We start from the raw sequence: 16,675 nt of genomic DNA on the forward strand, positions 1-16,675 counted from the left end.
TGATTAGATTGTGATCCGATTTGACCGACCAAAAACCCCCGCGCGGCGCCGACGGCGGCCCTACCGGCATCGAGCCCATCTCCATCATCGAGGAGATGCAGAGCTCCTACCTCTCTTATGCCATGAGCGTCATCGTCAGCCGTGCGCTGCCCGATGTACGCGACGGCCTGAAGCCGGTTCACCGCCGCATTCTCTATGCGGCGCATGAGAGCGGTTACCACTGGAACCGCAAATATGTGAAGTCGGCCCGCCCGGTCGCCGACGTGATGGGTAAATACCATCCGCATGGCGACGCCTCGATCTACGACGCCTTGGTGCGCATGGCGCAGGACTGGTCGCTGCGCGTTCCGCTGATCGACGGGCAGGGTAATTTCGGCTCCATCGACGGCGATCCGCCGGCGGCGATGCGCTACACCGAATCGCGGCTGACCAAGGTCGCGCATGAACTCTTGGAGGACATCGACAAGGAAACCGTCGATTTCCAGGAGACTTATGACGCATCCGACACCGAACCGAAGGTGCTGCCGGCCCGCTTCCCCAATCTTCTGGTCAACGGTTCCGGCGGCATCGCCGTCGGCATGGCCACCAACATCCCGCCGCACAATCTGGCCGAGATCTGCAACGGCGCCATCGCCATCATCGACAATCCGGCGATCGATTTGCCGGCGCTGATGGAGATCATTCCGGGTCCCGATTTCCCGACCGGCGGCATCGTGCTCGGCCGTTCCGGCATCTACAGCGCCTATGCGACTGGCCGTGGCTCCATCGTCATGCGCGGCAAGGTCAATGTCGAACAGCGCGGAAACGACCGTGAATCGATCATCATCACGGAAGTCCCGTACCAGGTGAACAAGGCCTCGATGATCGAGAAAATGGCCGAGCTGGTGCGCGACAAGCGCATCGAAGGCATTTCCGACATTCGCGACGAAAGCGACCGCCAGGGCTACCGCGTCGTCATCGAGCTGAAGCGCGACGCTGTCGCCGACGTCATTCTCAACCAGCTTTACCGCTTCACGCCGCTGCAGACCTCCTTCGGCGCCAATATGGTGGCGCTGAACGGCGGCAAGCCGGAAGTGATGAACCTGACCGACATGCTGAAGGCGTTTGTCAGCTTCCGCGAAGAGGTGATTAGCCGGCGCACGAAATTCCTGCTGCGCAAGGCGCGCGACCGCGCCCACGTGCTGGTCGGCCTCGCCATCGCCGTCGCCAACATCGACGAAGTGATCAAGCTGATCCGCACCGCGCCCGATCCGCAGACGGCGCGCGAGCAGTTGATGGAGCGACGCTGGCCCTCCGGGGACGTGGAGTCATTGATTCTGCTTATCGACGATCCGCGCCATCGCATCAATGAGGATGGCACCTACAACCTCTCCGAGGAACAGGCGCGCGCAATCCTCGAACTGCGCCTGCAGCGCCTGACCGCGCTCGGCCGTGACGAAATCGCCGACGAGCTGAACACCATCGGCGACGAGATCAAGGATTACCTCGACATTCTGTCGTCCCGCGCCCGCATCCAGCAGATCGTCAAGGACGAGCTTGCCGCCGTGCGCGACGAGTTCGGCACGCCGCGCCGCACCGAGCTCACCGACGGCGGCGCCGACATGGAAGACGAGGACCTGATCCAGCGCGAGGACATGGTCGTCACCGTCAGCCATTCCGGCTACATCAAGCGCGTGCCGCTGTCGCTCTACCGGGCGCAACGCCGCGGCGGCAAGGGCCGCTCCGGCATGTCGACCAAGGAAGAGGATTTCGTCACCCGGCTGTTTGTGGCCAACACGCATACGCCGGTGCTGTTCTTCTCCTCGCGCGGCATCGTCTACAAGGAAAAGGTCTGGCGGCTGCCAATCGGCAATCCGCAGTCGCGCGGCAAGGCGCTGATCAACATGCTGCCGCTGGAGCAGGGCGAGCGCATCACCACCATCATGCCGCTGCCCGAGGACGAGACCAGCTGGGGCGAACTCGACGTCATGTTCGCCACCACGCGCGGCACCGTGCGCCGCAACAAGCTGTCCGAATTCGTCCAGGTCAACCGCAACGGCAAGATCGCCATGAAGCTGGAGGAGGAGGGCGACGAGATCCTCGGCGTCGAGACCTGCACAGACAATGACGATGTGCTTTTGACCGCCAGCTCCGGCCAGTGCATCCGCTTCCGCGTTGGCGATGTGCGCGTCTTCCAGAGCCGCAATTCGGTCGGCGTGCGCGGCATAAGCATGGCCGAGACCGACCGCATCATCTCCATGTCGGTGATCGAGCATGTCGATGCTTCACCGGCGGAACGCTCCGCCTACCTCAAGCGGGCAGCACTGGAGCGGCGGCTTGCCGCCGAGGTGACCGGCGAGGAAGAAGAGATTGCACTCACCAATGAGGAGATTGGCGAGGAGACCGAGCTTTCCGACAGCCGTTACGAAGAGCTCAAGGCGCATGAGCAGTATGTGCTGACGGTGACCGAATATGGCTACGGCAAGCGCTCGTCATCCTACGATTTCCGCCTGACCGGACGCGGCGGCAAAGGCATCCGCGCCACCGACGTGTCGAAGGTGGCCGAGATCGGCCAGCTGGTGGCGACTTTCCCGGTCGGCAATGACGACCAGATCATGCTGGTTTCGGATGGCGGCACGGTCATCCGGGTGCCGGTCAACGGTATCCGTTTCGCCAGCCGCGCCACCAAGGGCGTGACCATCTTCAACACCGCCGAAGGCGAGAAGGTGGTTTCGGTCGAACGGATTTCGGAGCCGCAGGCCGACGAGGATGTCGAAGAGGGTGTCATTGAGGCCGGCGCCGGAGATGCCGTACCGGACAGCACCGAATAGGTTTGAGCAACAACGCCGGCCCGATGGGCCGGCGCAAACAAGAAACTAGCAATAAATCAGGGGCGACGGTGGGGCCAGCGAGCGCCGAAACCTTCGAACCGCTTTGTGCGGACACGGACGCGCTCTGCCTCGCTATGCAATCCGAATGCGGTGGCGATCAGCATGGCGACGGTCATTGCGGTGGCGAGCATGTAGATCAGCATGTGCGTGTTCTCCTGCGCCTATCCAACGGTTAGGTCGGGTTTTGGTTTCATCTTCCGAAGTGCAAACTAGCGAACGCGGCGTGAAGTCTTCGTGATCAAGGCATTCATCTGTCGTTCATGTCTGCGAAAAGGTTCACGCAGATGTTCCCAATCGCATTTGCCTTCCGCCCAATGCCCCGCTAGAAGCACCTCCCATGACCGATCGCATCGCCCTTTATGCCGGCTCCTTCGACCCGCTGACCAACGGCCATCTCGATGTCCTGAAGGCATCGCTGGCTGTCGCCGACACGGTTTATGCGGCGATCGGCACTCACCCCGGCAAGACGCCGCTGTTTTCCTTCGACGAACGGGTGAAGCTGATCGAGGCCGCGACCAAGGCCGAATTTGGCCGCGACGGCGACCGTATCAAGGTCGTCGCCTTTGACGGGCTGGTCATCGACGCGGCCCGCAAGCATGGCGCCTCGATCATGATCCGCGGCCTGCGCGACGGCACCGATCTCGATTACGAGATGCAGATGGCCGGCATGAACGAGACCATGGCGCCGGAACTGCAGACGGTTTTTCTGCCCGCCAGCCCATCGGTACGCACCATTACCGCCACACTTGTGCGCCAGATAGCCTCGATGGGCGGAGACATCCGTCCCTTCGTACCGGCCGCCGTTGCCGGTGCGCTCACCGCCAAATTCGCGAAATAGTGCATGTCGCCCCAAAGTGGATGCCGGTTTTTGGGGCAACGACATGCACCCTAACAAAGACCTTCGGAGATCCCTTATGCAGCTGAAAAAGCTCGCCTCGTTTCTCGTCGTGCTTGCCGGTCTCGTGACCGCATCCGTTTCGGCCTTCGCCGCCGAACCGGAAAACACCATGGTCATCACCTTGAAGAACGGCGACGTCACCATCGCGCTACGCCCCGACCTGGCACCCAAGCATGTCGCGCAGATCAAGAAGCTGGTGCGTGAAGGCGCTTATAACGATGTCGCATTCCACCGGGTCATCAACGGCTTTATGGCGCAGACCGGCGACGTCAAGTTCGGCAACATGAAGAAGGGGTTCAGCCCCGAGGCCGTCGGCACCGGCGGTTCAGACCTGCCCGACCTGCCGGCCGAATTCTCGCAGAGTGAGCATTTCAAGCGCGGCACGCTCGGCATGGCCCGCTCGCAGGATCCGAACTCCGCCAATTCACAGTTCTTCATCATGTTCGCGCCGGCGCCAAACCTCGATGGCCAGTACACCATCGTCGGCAATGTCGTCAGTGGCATGGAGCTGGTGGACAAGATCAAGAAGGGCGACGAGGCCGACAACGGCACGGTCAGCGACCCCGACCGCATGATCAAGGTACGCATCGCCGCCGACAAGTAAACCAATCAAATCAATCTGTTTTTCTGAGATAAAGGAGATCCGACATGGCTGAGATCAAGGACCGCGAAAACGCGCTCATCCTGGAAACGACCAAGGGCAAGGTCGTCATCGAACTGTTTCCCGACCTGGCCCCCGGCCACGTCGCCCGCATCAAGGAACTGGCCCGCGAAGGCGCCTATGACGGCGTGGTTTTCCACCGCGTCATCGAAGGCTTTATGGCGCAGACCGGTGACGTCAAGTTCGGCAATTCGTCGAAGCCGACCTTCGCGCCGTCGCGTGCGGGCATGGGCGGCTCGGAAAAGCCGGACCTGAAGGCTGAGTTCTCCAACGCCAACCATGGCCGCGGCACCTGCTCGATGGCCCGTTCGCAGAACCCGAACTCGGCCAATTCGCAGTTCTTCATCTGCTTCGACGATGCCGCCTTCCTCAACCGCCAGTACACGGTCTGGGGCCAGGTCATCGAAGGCATGGACAATGTCGACAAGATCAAGCGCGGCGAGCCGGTGGTCGATCCCGACAAGATCGTGTCGCTGAAGGTCGCGGCCGACGTCAAGTAAGGACAAACGACGATGATGGGCGTGGTCTGGTCGCTGCTCGGCATCCTGTCAGGCGCCTTCATCGCCGTCCAGGCGCCGATCAACTCGCAGCTGGCGCGCGGCCTGGGGCTCCCGGTCGCGGCTGCTGCGTTCTCGTTCCTGTCGGGCGCGATCGTGCTTGGTATCATCTCCATTGCCGTTGTGCGGCTGCAGGACATCTCGCTCGACTGGAAGGCGCCGGCGCCTTGGCTGTTCATCGCCGGCGGCATGCTCGGCGGTTTCTATGTTACCCTGTCAACCATTCTTACGCCGCGCATTGGTGCAGCCGCGTTGATGGCGTTCCTGGTTGCCGGCCAGCTCTTCGCCGGCATGCTGATCGATCGCGTCGGCTTTCTCGGCGTGGCGGTGCGCGAGATTTCGCTCGGCCGCATCGCCGGCGCGGTGCTGCTCTTGGCCGGAGCGCTGCTCGTCCGGCTCTACTGATGCGCGTCGACCTCTTCGACTTCGACCTGCCTGAGGAGCGCATCGCGCTTCGCCCGGCCGAGCCGCGCGACAGCGCCAGAATGCTGGTGGTCAGGCCGGGCGAGGGTCTTTCGGATCGCACGGTTGGCGACCTGCCGTCCTTGCTCAGGGCTGGCGATGTTCTGGTCTTCAACGACACCAAGGTCATTCCTGCCCAGTTAAGAGGCATCAGGCGGCGCGGCGAAGCGCAGGCGCAGGTCGACGCCACGCTGCATATGCGCATGGCGCCGGACCGCTGGCTGGCCTTCATGCGGCCGGGCAAGCGCATCGCCGCCGGCGACCGTCTCCATTTCGGCCATGACGGCAATTCCTGTTTTCTCGGCCAGCTCGACGCCACGGTGATCGAGAAGGGAGACGCCGGCGAGGCGTTGCTCGGCTTCGACCTCTCCGGCCCATTTCTCGACGAAGCGCTGCGCGCCGTCGGCCACATCCCGCTGCCCCCCTATATCGCCTCCAAGCGCGACGACGACGCACGCGACCTGACGGATTACCAGACAATCTATGCCAAGGAGGAGGGCGCAGTCGCTGCCCCCACCGCAGGCCTGCATTTTACGCCGGAGCTGTTTGCCGCGCTGGATGCAAAAGGCATCGAACGCCGCTTCGTCACCTTGCATGTCGGCGCCGGCACCTTCCTGCCGGTCAAGGCGGACGACACCGCTGACCACAAGATGCATGCCGAGACCGGCTCGGTCAGCGAAGCAACAGCCGACGCTCTGAATGGCGCCAAGGCGCGGGGCGGGCGCATCATCGCTGTCGGCACGACCTCGCTGCGCCTGCTGGAGAGCGCGGCACGGCCTGATGGCTCGCTGACCGCCTGGTCCGGCCCGACCGACATCTTCATCACGCCGGGCTATCGGTTCAAGACCGCCGACCTGCTGATGACCAATTTCCATCTGCCGCGTTCGACGCTGTTCATGCTGGTTTCGGCCTTCAGCGGCCTAGATACGATGCGTGCGGCCTATGCTCATGCCATCGGGAACGATTACAGGTTCTATTCCTACGGAGATGCAAGCCTGCTTTATCGAGCGGAGATGAGCGATGGATGATGACCTGCAGGCCTTTGATCGCGAAAGCCTGATCGCCGAAGTGAAGAAATTGCGTGCCGGCATTCGCCAGCATCGAGATTCTACCGGCCATGATTTATGCTGGCATCATCCCAACCTGTGGGACCTGCTGCCGGAAAAGACCGATCCATCGATTGCCGTGCCGCCATGGCCGAAATTCATGCGCGGCTGCATCCAATACCGCCAGTCGCTCGACAGGCAGGCGCCAGGCGCGCCTGTCCATGACAAGGAATTCAATGGCTGAGACATTCACCTTCAAGATCCTCGCCACCGACGGCAAGGCGCGGCGCGGTTCCATCACCATGCCGCGCGGCGAAATCCGCACGCCGGCCTTCATGCCGGTCGGCACCGGCGGCACGGTCAAGGCCATGTATATGGACCAGGTGCGCGGCGTCGGCGCCGACATCATCCTGGGCAATACCTATCATCTGATGCTGCGCCCCGGCGCCGAGCGCGTGGCGCGGCTTGGTGGGTTGCATGAATTCGCCCGCTGGCCGCAGCCGATCCTGACCGACAGTGGCGGTTTTCAGGTCATGTCGCTGTCGAAGCTCAGAAAATTGACCGAGAAGGGCGTCACCTTTCGCTCGCACATTGACGGCGCTGCCTACGAGATGTCGCCGGAGCGCTCGATCGAGATCCAGGGCCTGCTCGATTCCGACATCCAGATGCAGCTCGACGAATGCACAGCGCTGCCGGCCGACCTCAAGCAGATCGAGCGCGCGATGGAGCTGTCGCTGCGCTGGGCCGAGCGCTGCAAGACAGCGTTCGGCGATCAGCCCGGCAAGGCGATGTTCGGCATCGTCCAGGGTGGCGACAACGCAGCTCTCAGGGTGCGTTCGGCGCAGGCGCTGAGCGCGATGGAGCTGAAGGGCTATGCGGTCGGCGGCCTGGCCGTCGGCGAACCGCAAGCGGTGATGCTGGATATGCTGGAGATCACCTGTCCGGAATTGCCTGACGACAAGCCTCGATATCTCATGGGCGTCGGCACGCCGGACGACATCGTGAAATCGGTGGCGCGCGGCATCGACATGTTCGACTGCGTCATGCCGACCCGCGCCGGCCGCCATGGCCTGGCCTATACCAGGCGCGGCAAGGTCAATCTCAGGAATGCCCGCCATGCGGACGATCCGCGGCCGCTGGACGAGGAGAGTGACTGCCCGGCGGCACGCGACTATTCACGCGCCTATCTGCATCATCTCGTGCGCTCGCAGGAGGCGCTGGGCGCGATGCTTCTGACGTGGAACAACCTGTCTTACTATCAGAAGCTGATGCAGGACGTTCGCGCCGCGATCGAGGCAAAGGCCTTCGAGGCGCGCACATCAGACATTTCAGAGGGATGGGCGAGGGGTGATATTCCGGTGCTGTAGCCGGGCCTCAGGTACTGAGCGAATTCGCTGCGCGCAAGCTGCAGCCGGTGATCCGAAAGCTGCCGTCGGGCTGCTGTTCCAGCGTGTAGACCGCCTCATAGTCCTTGCCGTCGGGCCCAACGATCAGCACTTGCTGGATTAGCGAAGTTGGCCCCATCTGCTCGACCTTGCCGAAGGAATAGCTCTGCGGCTGGCGCACCGGCGGATAGCCGTTGGTCACCATGTTCATGAAGGTGTCGACGGTCGGAAAGACGCGCTTCACATTTGGAGCGGCGAAACTGTACGCCTTGGCGCCATCATTGGCGATGAGCGCCTTCAACTGACCATCGATGACGGCCTGGCCGGCCTTGACTTCGGCGTCGCCGGCAAGGGCTGCCGACACGAACAACGCGAACAGCAATGAAACGACTGCGAATGCGGTGCGGCGCATGGCCTGTCTCCATTGTCCCCCAACAAAACCTGTCCCGGGACGCATCATACCATACGCTTTGCGGAGCCTCACGGTTTCAGCAACCGCAATATTCGCCACGCAAGTGCCACATGATCATGCTTAAGCCTCCTTTAACGCGGGGCGCGCATCGTAGGGACGGGTGGGGACCCGTTCGCGCAACCAGGGGACAACCATGTTCAAGCAGCCGATCGACCGGCGCCTTTTGCTGAAGGGCGCGGCAAGCCTCGCAGTTTTGGCTCCCTTGCCCGCCTGGGCAAGCACCGGGCCGACCGTCACGGAAGTCGCCTTCGATCCCGCCATTCCAGCGCTCGGCAACCCCGATGGCGACGTCACCATCGCCGAATTCGTCGACTATCAGTGCCCGATCTGCAAGCTCGTCTTCGTCGAGCTGAAGAAGTTGATGGAAGAGGACAACGGCGTCCGGCTTGTGATGAAGGACTGGCCGATCTTCGGCGACGTGTCGCGCGACGCGGCGCGGGTGACGCTGCTGAGCGGCGAACACTATGGCGCGGCGGTCGATGCGCTGATGACCAACCAGCGCGGCCTTTCGGAACGCCGCACCAACGACATCCTTTCTTCCGTCGGTGTCGATGTGGCGATGGTGCGTGCCGACCTCGCCATCCGTGAACCCGATATCGACGCTGCCCTTGTCCGCACCGAAGTCCAGGCGGCGGCGTTCAAGCTGCGCGGCACGCCAGCCCTGGTCATCGGCGGCAACTTGTATCGGCGCGGCATGCCGGTGTCCGAACTGAGACAAGCCGTCGCCAAGGCGCGCTCGGCCTGATGCTTGAAAGCCGGGCGGCAGTCTGCCACAAGGGCCGCTTGTGTGCTGAAGCTTGATCGGGACCGGCAATGAAGACGTTTTTCATGCAGATAAAGTGCGATCTGGGCAAGTCCTACGAGGTCGCCAGCGCGCTCGCCGATGCCGAAATCGCCTCGGAAATCTACTCGACCGCCGGCAATTACGACCTGCTTGCCAAATTCTATGTCGACGACGAGGAAGATGTCGGCCACTTCGTCAACGAGAAGGTGCAGATTATTCCCGGAATCAAGGACACCTTCACGGTCGTCACTTTCCGCGCTTTCTAAAGCAATTCCAGGAAAAGTGTGAAGCGGTTTTCCGTCCGGAATTGCGTCGAAGCAAAAAGCCATGGCAGGTCGCCGTTGCCATGAAACGGTGAACTGCTATGGCCGCATCAGGCACTTGCCCGGCGACAAGGCAGAGCCTGATTAAGGTCCCGTTCCGACTGCCCGAATTTTGGGCAGTCGAAACATACTGATCGCCGATATCCTCCAAATCACCGATTGCGCTTGATTTTCTCCCGCGACGCCAGTGAAATGGCGTCACAGGGGAGTATGCGATTGGCAGCGTTCGATGAAATGCTTCCGGAAGTTTCCGGGCTTAGACAACCGTATACGGCTTACGACCGCTGGCTGAAGGAGCAGGACCCGGCCAGGCTTACCGAAAAGATGCAGGACGCCGAGCGCGTCTTCCGCAAGACCGGCATTACCTTCGCCGTCTATGGCGAGCAGGAAGCCTCCGAGCGGCTGATCCCCTTCGACATCGTGCCGCGCATCATCTCCGGCAATGAATGGCGAAGGCTGACGCAAGGCATCGAGCAGCGCGTGCAGGCGCTGAACGCTTTCCTCCACGACATTTACCACCGCCAGGAAATCCTGCGCGCCGGCCGCGTGCCGAGGGAGCTGATCGCCAGGAACGAGGCGTTCCTGCCGGAAATGATCGGAGTGCGGCCACCGGCCGGCGTCTACACCCACATTATCGGCGTCGATATCGTCCGCATCTCGGAGAACGAGTTCTACGTGCTGGAGGACAATGCGCGCACGCCGTCGGGGGTCTCCTACATGCTGGAGAACCGCGAGACGATGATGCAGCTCTTTCCCGAGCTGTTCCAGCAGATCAAGGTGCGGCCGGTGGAGAATTATCCGCAATTGCTGCGCCAGTCGCTGGCGGCAGTGCGGCCGCAAAGCACCAAGGGTGCACCGACCATTGCCGTGCTGACGCCGGGCAGCTTCAACTCCGCCTATTTCGAACATGCCTTCCTCGCCGACCAGATGGGCGTGCAGTTGGTCGAAGGCCAGGATCTGCGCGTTGTAGACGGCCACGTCGCCATGCGCACGACCGAAGGCTACAAGCAGATCGACGTGCTTTACCGGCGCGTCGACGATTCCTTCCTCGATCCGCTGACCTTCCGGCCGGACTCGGCCCTTGGCGTGCCCGGCATCATGGACGTCTACCGCGCCGGCAACATCACCATCGCCAACGCGCCGGGAACCGGCATCGCCGACGACAAGGCGATTTATTCCTACATGCCCGACATCGTCGAGTTCTACACCGGCCGCAAGGCCATCCTCGGCAACATCCCGACCTGGCGCTGCTCGGAGCCCGACAGCCTGAAATACGTGCTCGAACACATCCATGAGCTGGTCATCAAGGAAGTGCACGGCTCCGGCGGCTACGGCATGCTGGTCGGCCCGGCTGCGACCAAGAAGGAATGCCAGGATTTCGCCAAGAAGCTGCAGGCGAAGCCCTCCAACTACATCGCCCAGCCGACGCTGGCGCTGTCGACTTGCCCGATCCTGACCGAAAAAGGCCTGTCGCCGCGCCATGTCGATCTCAGGCCCTATGTTCTGGTCTCCGACCGAATCCAGATCGTTCCCGGCGGCTTGACGCGGGTGGCGCTGAAGGAGGGGTCGTTGGTCGTGAATTCCTCGCAAGGCGGCGGCACGAAGGATACGTGGGTGTTGGACGATTAGGTAGGGAATAGGGCAGTAGGCAGTAGGCAGTAGGCAGTAGAGGGACAAGAAATGCCATATTCCACAGAGATTCAAATGCTTACTAATCCCTACTCACTATTCCCTACTCACTAGCCCCGAAGGGCCACTTCACATGCTTCTCGGCCGCACCGCCAACGGGCTCTACTGGATGAACCGCTATATCGAGCGGGCGGAAAACATGGCGCGTCTGGTCGATGCCGGCCTTCGCATGGCGCTGACCCGCACCCAGAGCGCGTCGGAAGAGTGGAATTCGGTGCTGCTCAGCGCCGGCTCCGACGTCACCTTCACGCAGAAATACAAGGACTATACCGCCGCCAATGTCGCCGACTTCCTGCTGCGCGACACCTCGAACCCGTCGAGCACGATGTCGGCGATCGAGACCGCTCGCAACAATGCCCGCATGGTGCGCACCGCGCTGACGCGCGAGACCTGGGAGAGCATCAACGAAGCCTGGATGGCCCTGAAGCGCATGCTGGCAAAGCCGATCGACGAGCGCGACCTGCCGAGTGTGCTCGACGCCATCAAACGCGAGACGGCGCTGATCCGCGGCTCGTTCTACGGCACGATGCTGCGCAACGAGATCTTCGACTTCTCGCAGCTCGGCACCTATGTCGAGCGGGCCGACAACACGGCACGCATCCTCGACGTGAAATACTACGTGCTGCTGCCGTCGATCTCCTGGGTCGGCTCGAGCCTCGACAACTACCAATGGGAATCGATCCTGCGCTCGGTGTCGGCGCACCGTTCCTATCGCTGGGTCTATGAGGCCGACTACAAACCGACCAATATTGCCGACTATCTGATCCTCAATGTGCGCATGCCGCGTTCGCTGACCTTCTGTTATCGTTTTCTCGCCGAGCATCTGAAGTTCCTGGGCGACGACTATGGCGACCGTCATGCCTGCCACGCCACCGTCGACAGGACACAGGCGATGCTGCAGGCAGGGTCGATCAAGGACATATTCGACGCCGGCCTGCACGAATTCCTGGCCAGGTTCATTCAAGACAACACCAAGCTTGGCGAAGAGATCGCACAAGATTACCGGTTCAATTGAGCATGATCGCGAACCGGAGGGCCGCGCTAGCGACAAGTGAGACCCGGTTTTCGGATAAGATCATGCTTACAAACGGAAAATAGGCATGCGGCTCAAGATCACCCACCGTACCGAATACCGCTACGACGCGCCGGTGCACTATCTGTTGCAGCGGCTACGCCTGTTACCGGTCAGTGGCCCGACGCAGACCGTGCTGTCCTGGGCGCTGAAGATCGAGGGCGCGCGCGAGGAAGTCCGCTTTAACGACCATTTCGGCAACGATAACAGGCTGTTGAGCGTCGAGGGCGAGCGCGACTTCATCACCGTCGAGGCCTCCGGCGAGGTTGTCACGCGCGACACAGCGGGCGTCTCGGGTCCGCATCACGGCTTTGCGCCGCTGTGGCTGTTCAGCCAGGAGACAGCTTTGACCATCCCCGGCGAGGGCATAAGCGAGCTTGCCGCGGCGGTCGGCAAAGGTACCGACATCGAAAGGCTGCATCGGCTGATGGCGCTGATCGTCGAGCGCGTCGCCTACACGCCGGGCACCACCAGTGTGACGACCCCGGCGGAAGAGGCATTGGCGCTGAAGACCGGCGTTTGCCAGGATCACAGCCACATCTTTGTCACCGCAGCCCGCGTCATGGGTTTTCCGGCCCGCTATGCCAGTGGCTATCTGATGATGGATGCGGCCATCGAGCAGGCGGCGAGCCATGCCTGGGCCGAAGCCCATGTTCAGGGTCTCGGCTGGGTCGCCTTCGATGCCGCCAACGGCATTTCCCCCGATGAACGCTATGTCAGGGTAGCCACCGGCCGTGATTATCGCGACGCCTCGCCGGTATCGGGAATTCGACTGGGACAGGCGGAGGAACAGCTTGCAGTCACCGTCACGGTAGAGCAGTAGTCTCCGGCAAGATTGCTGCCTGAAGAGATTCCATGACTTATTGCGTCGGCCTCAAGATCGATCGTGGGCTCGTGTTCATGTCGGACACGCGCACCAATGCCGGGATGGATTCGATCTCCACTTTCAAGAAGATGCATGTCTGGGAAGAGCCAGGCGAGCGCGTCATCGTGCTGATGTCGGCCGGCAATCTGGCTACAACGCAGGCCGTGGTCAGCCTGCTCGACGAGCGCACCAAAGCTGTGGCGGAACGCCACGCGACGCTGCTCGAGACCCCATCCATGTACCAGACGGTGCGGCTGGTCGGCGACACCGTCAAGGAAGTCATCGCCAGCTCGTCGCCTGCCGGCGAAAAGGCGGATTCCTATTTCAACGCCTCCTTCATCCTCGGCGGCCAGATCAAGGGCAGCCCGCCACGGCTGTTCATGATCTATCCCGAGGGCAATTTCATCGAATCGACCGACGACACGCCGTTCTTCCAGATCGGCGAGACCAAATACGGCAAGCCGATCATCATCCGTGCCTATGAAAGGACGATGAGCCTGGCTGAAACGGTCAAGCTCTTGCTGGTATCGTTCGATTCGACGCTGAAATCGAACCTGTCCGTCGGCCTGCCTCTCGACCTGCTGTTCCTGGAGGAGGACACGTTCACGGTGGGTTTGAAAAAGCGCATCGGCCAAGACGATCGATATTATCGTGCTATTTCCGAAGGCTGGTCGAACGCGTTGAAGACGGCCTTTGCCAGCCTGCCGGATTTTCCGGGGTAGCGCGGGAACCTTCGTCGCGGTTGCCTGTCTCTATTTAACATGTTAATCAAAATTCAAACGGCTGGCTGATCGGCGCGTCGGGAGGATCCATGGACAACGAGCAATTCCGCGACTGGTCGAGGCGCGCCGCCGACTGGGGCGCTGATTACCGCGCCGGCCTTCGCGATCGGCCCGTGCGACCTGCCATAGCGCCGGGCGAGATCTTCAGGAGCATCGAAGCTTCTCCGCCGGAGGCCGCGGAATCGATGGAGACGATCTTCGCCGATTTCGAAGCCAAGATCGTGCCCGGCATGACGCATTGGCAGCATCCGCGTTTCTTTGCTTATTTCCCGGCCAATGCAGCACCCGTCTCGGTGGTTGCCGAATATCTGGTCTCTGCGATGGCCGCGCAGTGCATGCTGTGGCAGACTTCGCCGGCGGCGACAGAGCTTGAGACGCGCATCGTCGACTGGATGCGCCAGGCGCTCGGCCTGCCCGAAGGCTTTTCCGGCGTGATCCAGGACTCCGCATCATCGGCGACGCTGGCCGCCGTGTTGACCATGCGCGAGCGCACGCTCGACTGGCAGGGCAACAAGAAGGGTCTTTCCGGGCAGGGCAGGCTGCGCGTCTATTCCTCCGACCAGGTGCACACCTCGATCGACCGCGCCATCTGGGTCGCCGGCATTGGCGAGGAAAACCTCGTCCGCATTCCCGTCGCCGGCACCTACCGCGCCATGGATACCGCGGCTTTGGAAGCGGCGATTGTTGCCGACCGCGCGGCCGGCCTATTGCCGGCCGGCATCATCGCGTGCGTCGGCGGCACCAGCACCGGCGGCACCGACGACATCGCTGAAGTGGCCGCGGTGGCCAAACGCCAGGGGCTCTATCTGCATATCGACGCCGCCTGGGCCGGATCGGCGATGATCTGTCCGGAATACCGGCATTTCTGGACCGGTGTCGAGGGCGCGGACTCGATCGTCTTCAACCCGCACAAATGGCTGGGCGCGCAATTCGACTGCTCGATCCAGTTCGTCCGCCAGCCGGAGGATCTCGTGCGCACGCTGGCGATCAAGCCGGACTATCTGAAAACTCGCGGCCATGACGGCATCATCAACTACTCCGAATGGTCGGTGCCTCTCGGCCGTCGCTTCCGGGCGCTGAAGCTGTGGTTCCTGCTGCGCGCCCATGGCCTCGAGGCGCTGCGCACCATGATCCGCAATCACGTCGCCTGGAGCGAAGGCATAGCAGCGCGCTTGGCCGAGGAGGAGGATTTCGAGCTCGCCAGCCAGCCGATGCTGTCGCTGTTCTCGTTCCGGCATCGCGCCGCATCCGGCGCTGACTGCGACGAGCACAATCTGCGTCTGGTCGACGCCATCAACAATGACGGCCGTATCTACCTGACGCAGACGCGTGTCGATGGGCGGGTCGCCATCCGCTTCCAGGCAGGCCAGTTCGAGACAACCGCGGCCGATGTCGATACCGCCTTCACTGTCATCTGCGAGTGTGCAAGATCCCCGAAGGACTGACAGGTATTGCCCGGGTGGTTGCCGCCGCCGGGGCAAGCCAGCAAGGACCTGCGAGCAAGCATATGGCCGGAAGGGCTGAAGGGGTTAGCCAGAATCTGACGGGCGTCTGGAGCGGGCGCTATTTCTATCCGCGCGAACTGCCGCCGGTTTCCTTCGTTGCAACGCTGATCGAGACGGCAACCGGCTTGACGGGCATGACCCACGAACCGGCGGCGACCAGCACGGCAAGATACGCAAGCCTGCAGGGGCAGCGAGAGGGCAACGCCGTCTCCTTTACCAAGACATACGACAAGGCCCAATTGAAGGCGCACCCGATTCACTACAGCGGCATCATCAACGGTGATGCAACCGAGATCAAAGGCACTTGGCGAATCCCGGGATACTGGTCCGGCAATTTCCTGATGATCCGCTCGCCAGGTAAAGTCGCGGCTGTCACCCGCAAGGTGGCGGAGCGGGTCTGAGCCGTATCTGCCCGGTTCGCCTTTGCAATCATCGATATTTCATTAGCCGGCGTCTCCCTTTTCATTGCTTTCGTTTTCAGCTACAAACAAGAAAAACGAAAACGGGAGGTTCTCAGTGTATTTGTCGCCGCGCCATGCCGAAATCATCCAGATGGCGAAGGACCATGGCCGTGTGCTGGTCGATGACCTCGCCACGCATTTCAACGTGACGCCACAGACCATCCGCAAGGACCTCAACGATCTCTGCGACCAGCGGCTGCTGACGCGCATCCATGGCGGGGCCCTGTTCCCGTCCGGCATCGAGAATATGGAGTATGAGGCGCGCCGTAAGATTGCCGCCGACGAGAAGGAGGCCATCGGCCGCGCGGCGGCCAGGCTGATACCCGACAACGCCTCCCTGTTCATCAACATCGGCACCACGACCGAGTCGGTCAGCAAGGCGCTGCTCGACCATACCGGGCTGATGGTCATCACCAATAATATCAATGTTGCCAATAGGATGCGCATCTATCCTTCGATCGAGGTGGTAATCGCCGGCGGCGTCGTGCGCGGCTCCGACGGCGGCGTTGTCGGCGAGGCCGCGGTCGATTTTATCAGGCAGTTCAAGGTCGACTATGCGGTGATCGGCGCCTCGGCCATCGACCATGACGGCGCGCTGCTCGATTTCGACTTTCGCGAAGTGAAAGTCGCGCAAGCCATTATCGCCAATGCCAGGCATGTCATCCTGGTCTCCGACCAGACCAAGTTCGAACGAACCGCGCCGGTTCGCATCGGCCATCTCTCGCAGGTCAACACCTTCATTACCGACCATTGCGACATCCCGTCGGTGCGCAAGATCTGCGAGGAAGCGGAGGTTCAATTGATCGAAACGTCGCTCGGCTAAGCTATCAATCACGGTCCCGT

19 protein-coding genes are annotated in these 16,675 nt (G+C 61.9%); 17 read left to right on the forward strand and 2 right to left on the reverse strand.

Annotation, left to right across the window (positions count from 1 at the left end; all coding sequences use genetic code 11):
• Positions 1-20 precede the first annotated feature (20 nt).
• On the forward strand, positions 21-2,810 hold the full coding sequence (gyrA, locus tag NLY36_RS31155; RefSeq protein ID WP_023696506.1) for a DNA gyrase subunit A: 2,790 nt from the start codon (positions 21-23) through the stop codon (positions 2,808-2,810).
• 56 nt (positions 2,811-2,866) lie between these two features.
• Here the strand turns inward: gyrA and NLY36_RS31160 are convergent, their stop codons facing one another.
• The gene (locus tag NLY36_RS31160) at positions 2,867-3,013 is read right to left on the reverse strand and encodes a hypothetical protein (protein ID WP_023670953.1); all 147 of its coding nucleotides are present in this window, start codon (positions 3,011-3,013) and stop codon (positions 2,867-2,869) included.
• A gap of 194 nt (positions 3,014-3,207) precedes the next feature.
• Here NLY36_RS31160 and coaD point away from each other — a divergent pair, with 194 nt between their 5' ends.
• From coaD to tgt, 7 genes are all read left to right on the forward strand, one after another.
• Complete coding sequence (gene coaD, locus NLY36_RS31165) at positions 3,208-3,708, forward strand: pantetheine-phosphate adenylyltransferase (protein ID WP_023670954.1); 501 nt, start codon at positions 3,208-3,210, stop codon at positions 3,706-3,708.
• A gap of 169 nt (positions 3,709-3,877) precedes the next feature.
• Entirely contained in the window at positions 3,878-4,372 is a 495-nt protein-coding gene (locus NLY36_RS31170) for a peptidylprolyl isomerase (RefSeq protein WP_245260304.1), read from the forward strand.
• Between the two features lie 44 nt (positions 4,373-4,416).
• Entirely contained in the window at positions 4,417-4,929 is a 513-nt protein-coding gene (locus NLY36_RS31175; RefSeq protein WP_023696509.1) for a peptidylprolyl isomerase, read from the forward strand.
• A 12-nt stretch (positions 4,930-4,941) separates the two neighbouring features.
• The gene (locus tag NLY36_RS31180; protein ID WP_023726680.1) at positions 4,942-5,391 is read left to right on the forward strand and encodes a DMT family transporter; all 450 of its coding nucleotides are present in this window, start codon (positions 4,942-4,944) and stop codon (positions 5,389-5,391) included.
• Positions 5,391-6,476 (forward strand): tRNA preQ1(34) S-adenosylmethionine ribosyltransferase-isomerase QueA, encoded by a 1,086-nt coding sequence (gene queA, locus NLY36_RS31185; RefSeq protein ID WP_023736563.1) that lies wholly within the window; start codon positions 5,391-5,393, stop codon positions 6,474-6,476. The genes NLY36_RS31180 and queA overlap by 1 nt, the downstream gene beginning before the upstream one ends.
• Positions 6,469-6,738 (forward strand): hypothetical protein, encoded by a 270-nt coding sequence (locus NLY36_RS31190; protein WP_023684641.1) that lies wholly within the window; start codon positions 6,469-6,471, stop codon positions 6,736-6,738. The genes queA and NLY36_RS31190 overlap by 8 nt, the downstream gene beginning before the upstream one ends.
• A complete protein-coding gene (gene tgt / locus NLY36_RS31195; protein WP_023736564.1) occupies positions 6,731-7,861 on the forward strand; it encodes a tRNA guanosine(34) transglycosylase Tgt in 1,131 nt (376 codons plus the stop codon). The genes NLY36_RS31190 and tgt overlap by 8 nt, the downstream gene beginning before the upstream one ends.
• A gap of 7 nt (positions 7,862-7,868) precedes the next feature.
• Here tgt and NLY36_RS31200 read toward each other — a convergent pair whose 3' ends face one another.
• The gene (locus NLY36_RS31200; RefSeq protein ID WP_023736565.1) at positions 7,869-8,291 is read right to left on the reverse strand and encodes a DUF4864 domain-containing protein; all 423 of its coding nucleotides are present in this window, start codon (positions 8,289-8,291) and stop codon (positions 7,869-7,871) included.
• 193 nt (positions 8,292-8,484) lie between these two features.
• Here NLY36_RS31200 and NLY36_RS31205 point away from each other — a divergent pair, with 193 nt between their 5' ends.
• The 9 genes from NLY36_RS31205 (at position 8,485) to NLY36_RS31245 (ending at position 16,655) form a co-directional block, all read left to right on the forward strand.
• Entirely contained in the window at positions 8,485-9,096 is a 612-nt protein-coding gene (locus NLY36_RS31205; protein ID WP_023696513.1) for a DsbA family protein, read from the forward strand.
• A gap of 68 nt (positions 9,097-9,164) precedes the next feature.
• A complete protein-coding gene (locus NLY36_RS31210) occupies positions 9,165-9,401 on the forward strand; it encodes an Lrp/AsnC family transcriptional regulator (RefSeq protein WP_023670963.1) in 237 nt (78 codons plus the stop codon).
• A gap of 273 nt (positions 9,402-9,674) precedes the next feature.
• Complete coding sequence (locus tag NLY36_RS31215; RefSeq protein ID WP_023736566.1) at positions 9,675-11,087, forward strand: circularly permuted type 2 ATP-grasp protein; 1,413 nt, start codon at positions 9,675-9,677, stop codon at positions 11,085-11,087.
• 133 nt (positions 11,088-11,220) lie between these two features.
• The gene (locus NLY36_RS31220) at positions 11,221-12,162 is read left to right on the forward strand and encodes an alpha-E domain-containing protein (RefSeq protein WP_023693403.1); all 942 of its coding nucleotides are present in this window, start codon (positions 11,221-11,223) and stop codon (positions 12,160-12,162) included.
• A gap of 85 nt (positions 12,163-12,247) precedes the next feature.
• Complete coding sequence (locus tag NLY36_RS31225) at positions 12,248-13,042, forward strand: transglutaminase family protein (protein WP_023696514.1); 795 nt, start codon at positions 12,248-12,250, stop codon at positions 13,040-13,042.
• Between the two features lie 32 nt (positions 13,043-13,074).
• Complete coding sequence (locus tag NLY36_RS31230) at positions 13,075-13,806, forward strand: proteasome-type protease (RefSeq protein ID WP_023684646.1); 732 nt, start codon at positions 13,075-13,077, stop codon at positions 13,804-13,806.
• An 89-nt stretch (positions 13,807-13,895) separates the two neighbouring features.
• Entirely contained in the window at positions 13,896-15,311 is a 1,416-nt protein-coding gene (locus NLY36_RS31235) for a pyridoxal phosphate-dependent decarboxylase family protein (protein WP_023688617.1), read from the forward strand.
• Positions 15,312-15,325: 14 nt separating this feature from the next.
• Positions 15,326-15,772 (forward strand): hypothetical protein, encoded by a 447-nt coding sequence (locus NLY36_RS31240; protein WP_023696515.1) that lies wholly within the window; start codon positions 15,326-15,328, stop codon positions 15,770-15,772.
• Positions 15,773-15,887: 115 nt separating this feature from the next.
• Positions 15,888-16,655, forward strand: coding sequence for a DeoR/GlpR family DNA-binding transcription regulator (locus NLY36_RS31245; protein WP_023736567.1), 768 nt, complete (start codon positions 15,888-15,890; stop codon positions 16,653-16,655).
• The last annotated feature ends 20 nt before the right edge of the window (positions 16,656-16,675 follow it).

Source organism: Mesorhizobium sp. C399B (assembly GCF_030323185.1).
Classification (GTDB): Bacteria; Pseudomonadota; Alphaproteobacteria; order Rhizobiales; family Rhizobiaceae; genus Mesorhizobium.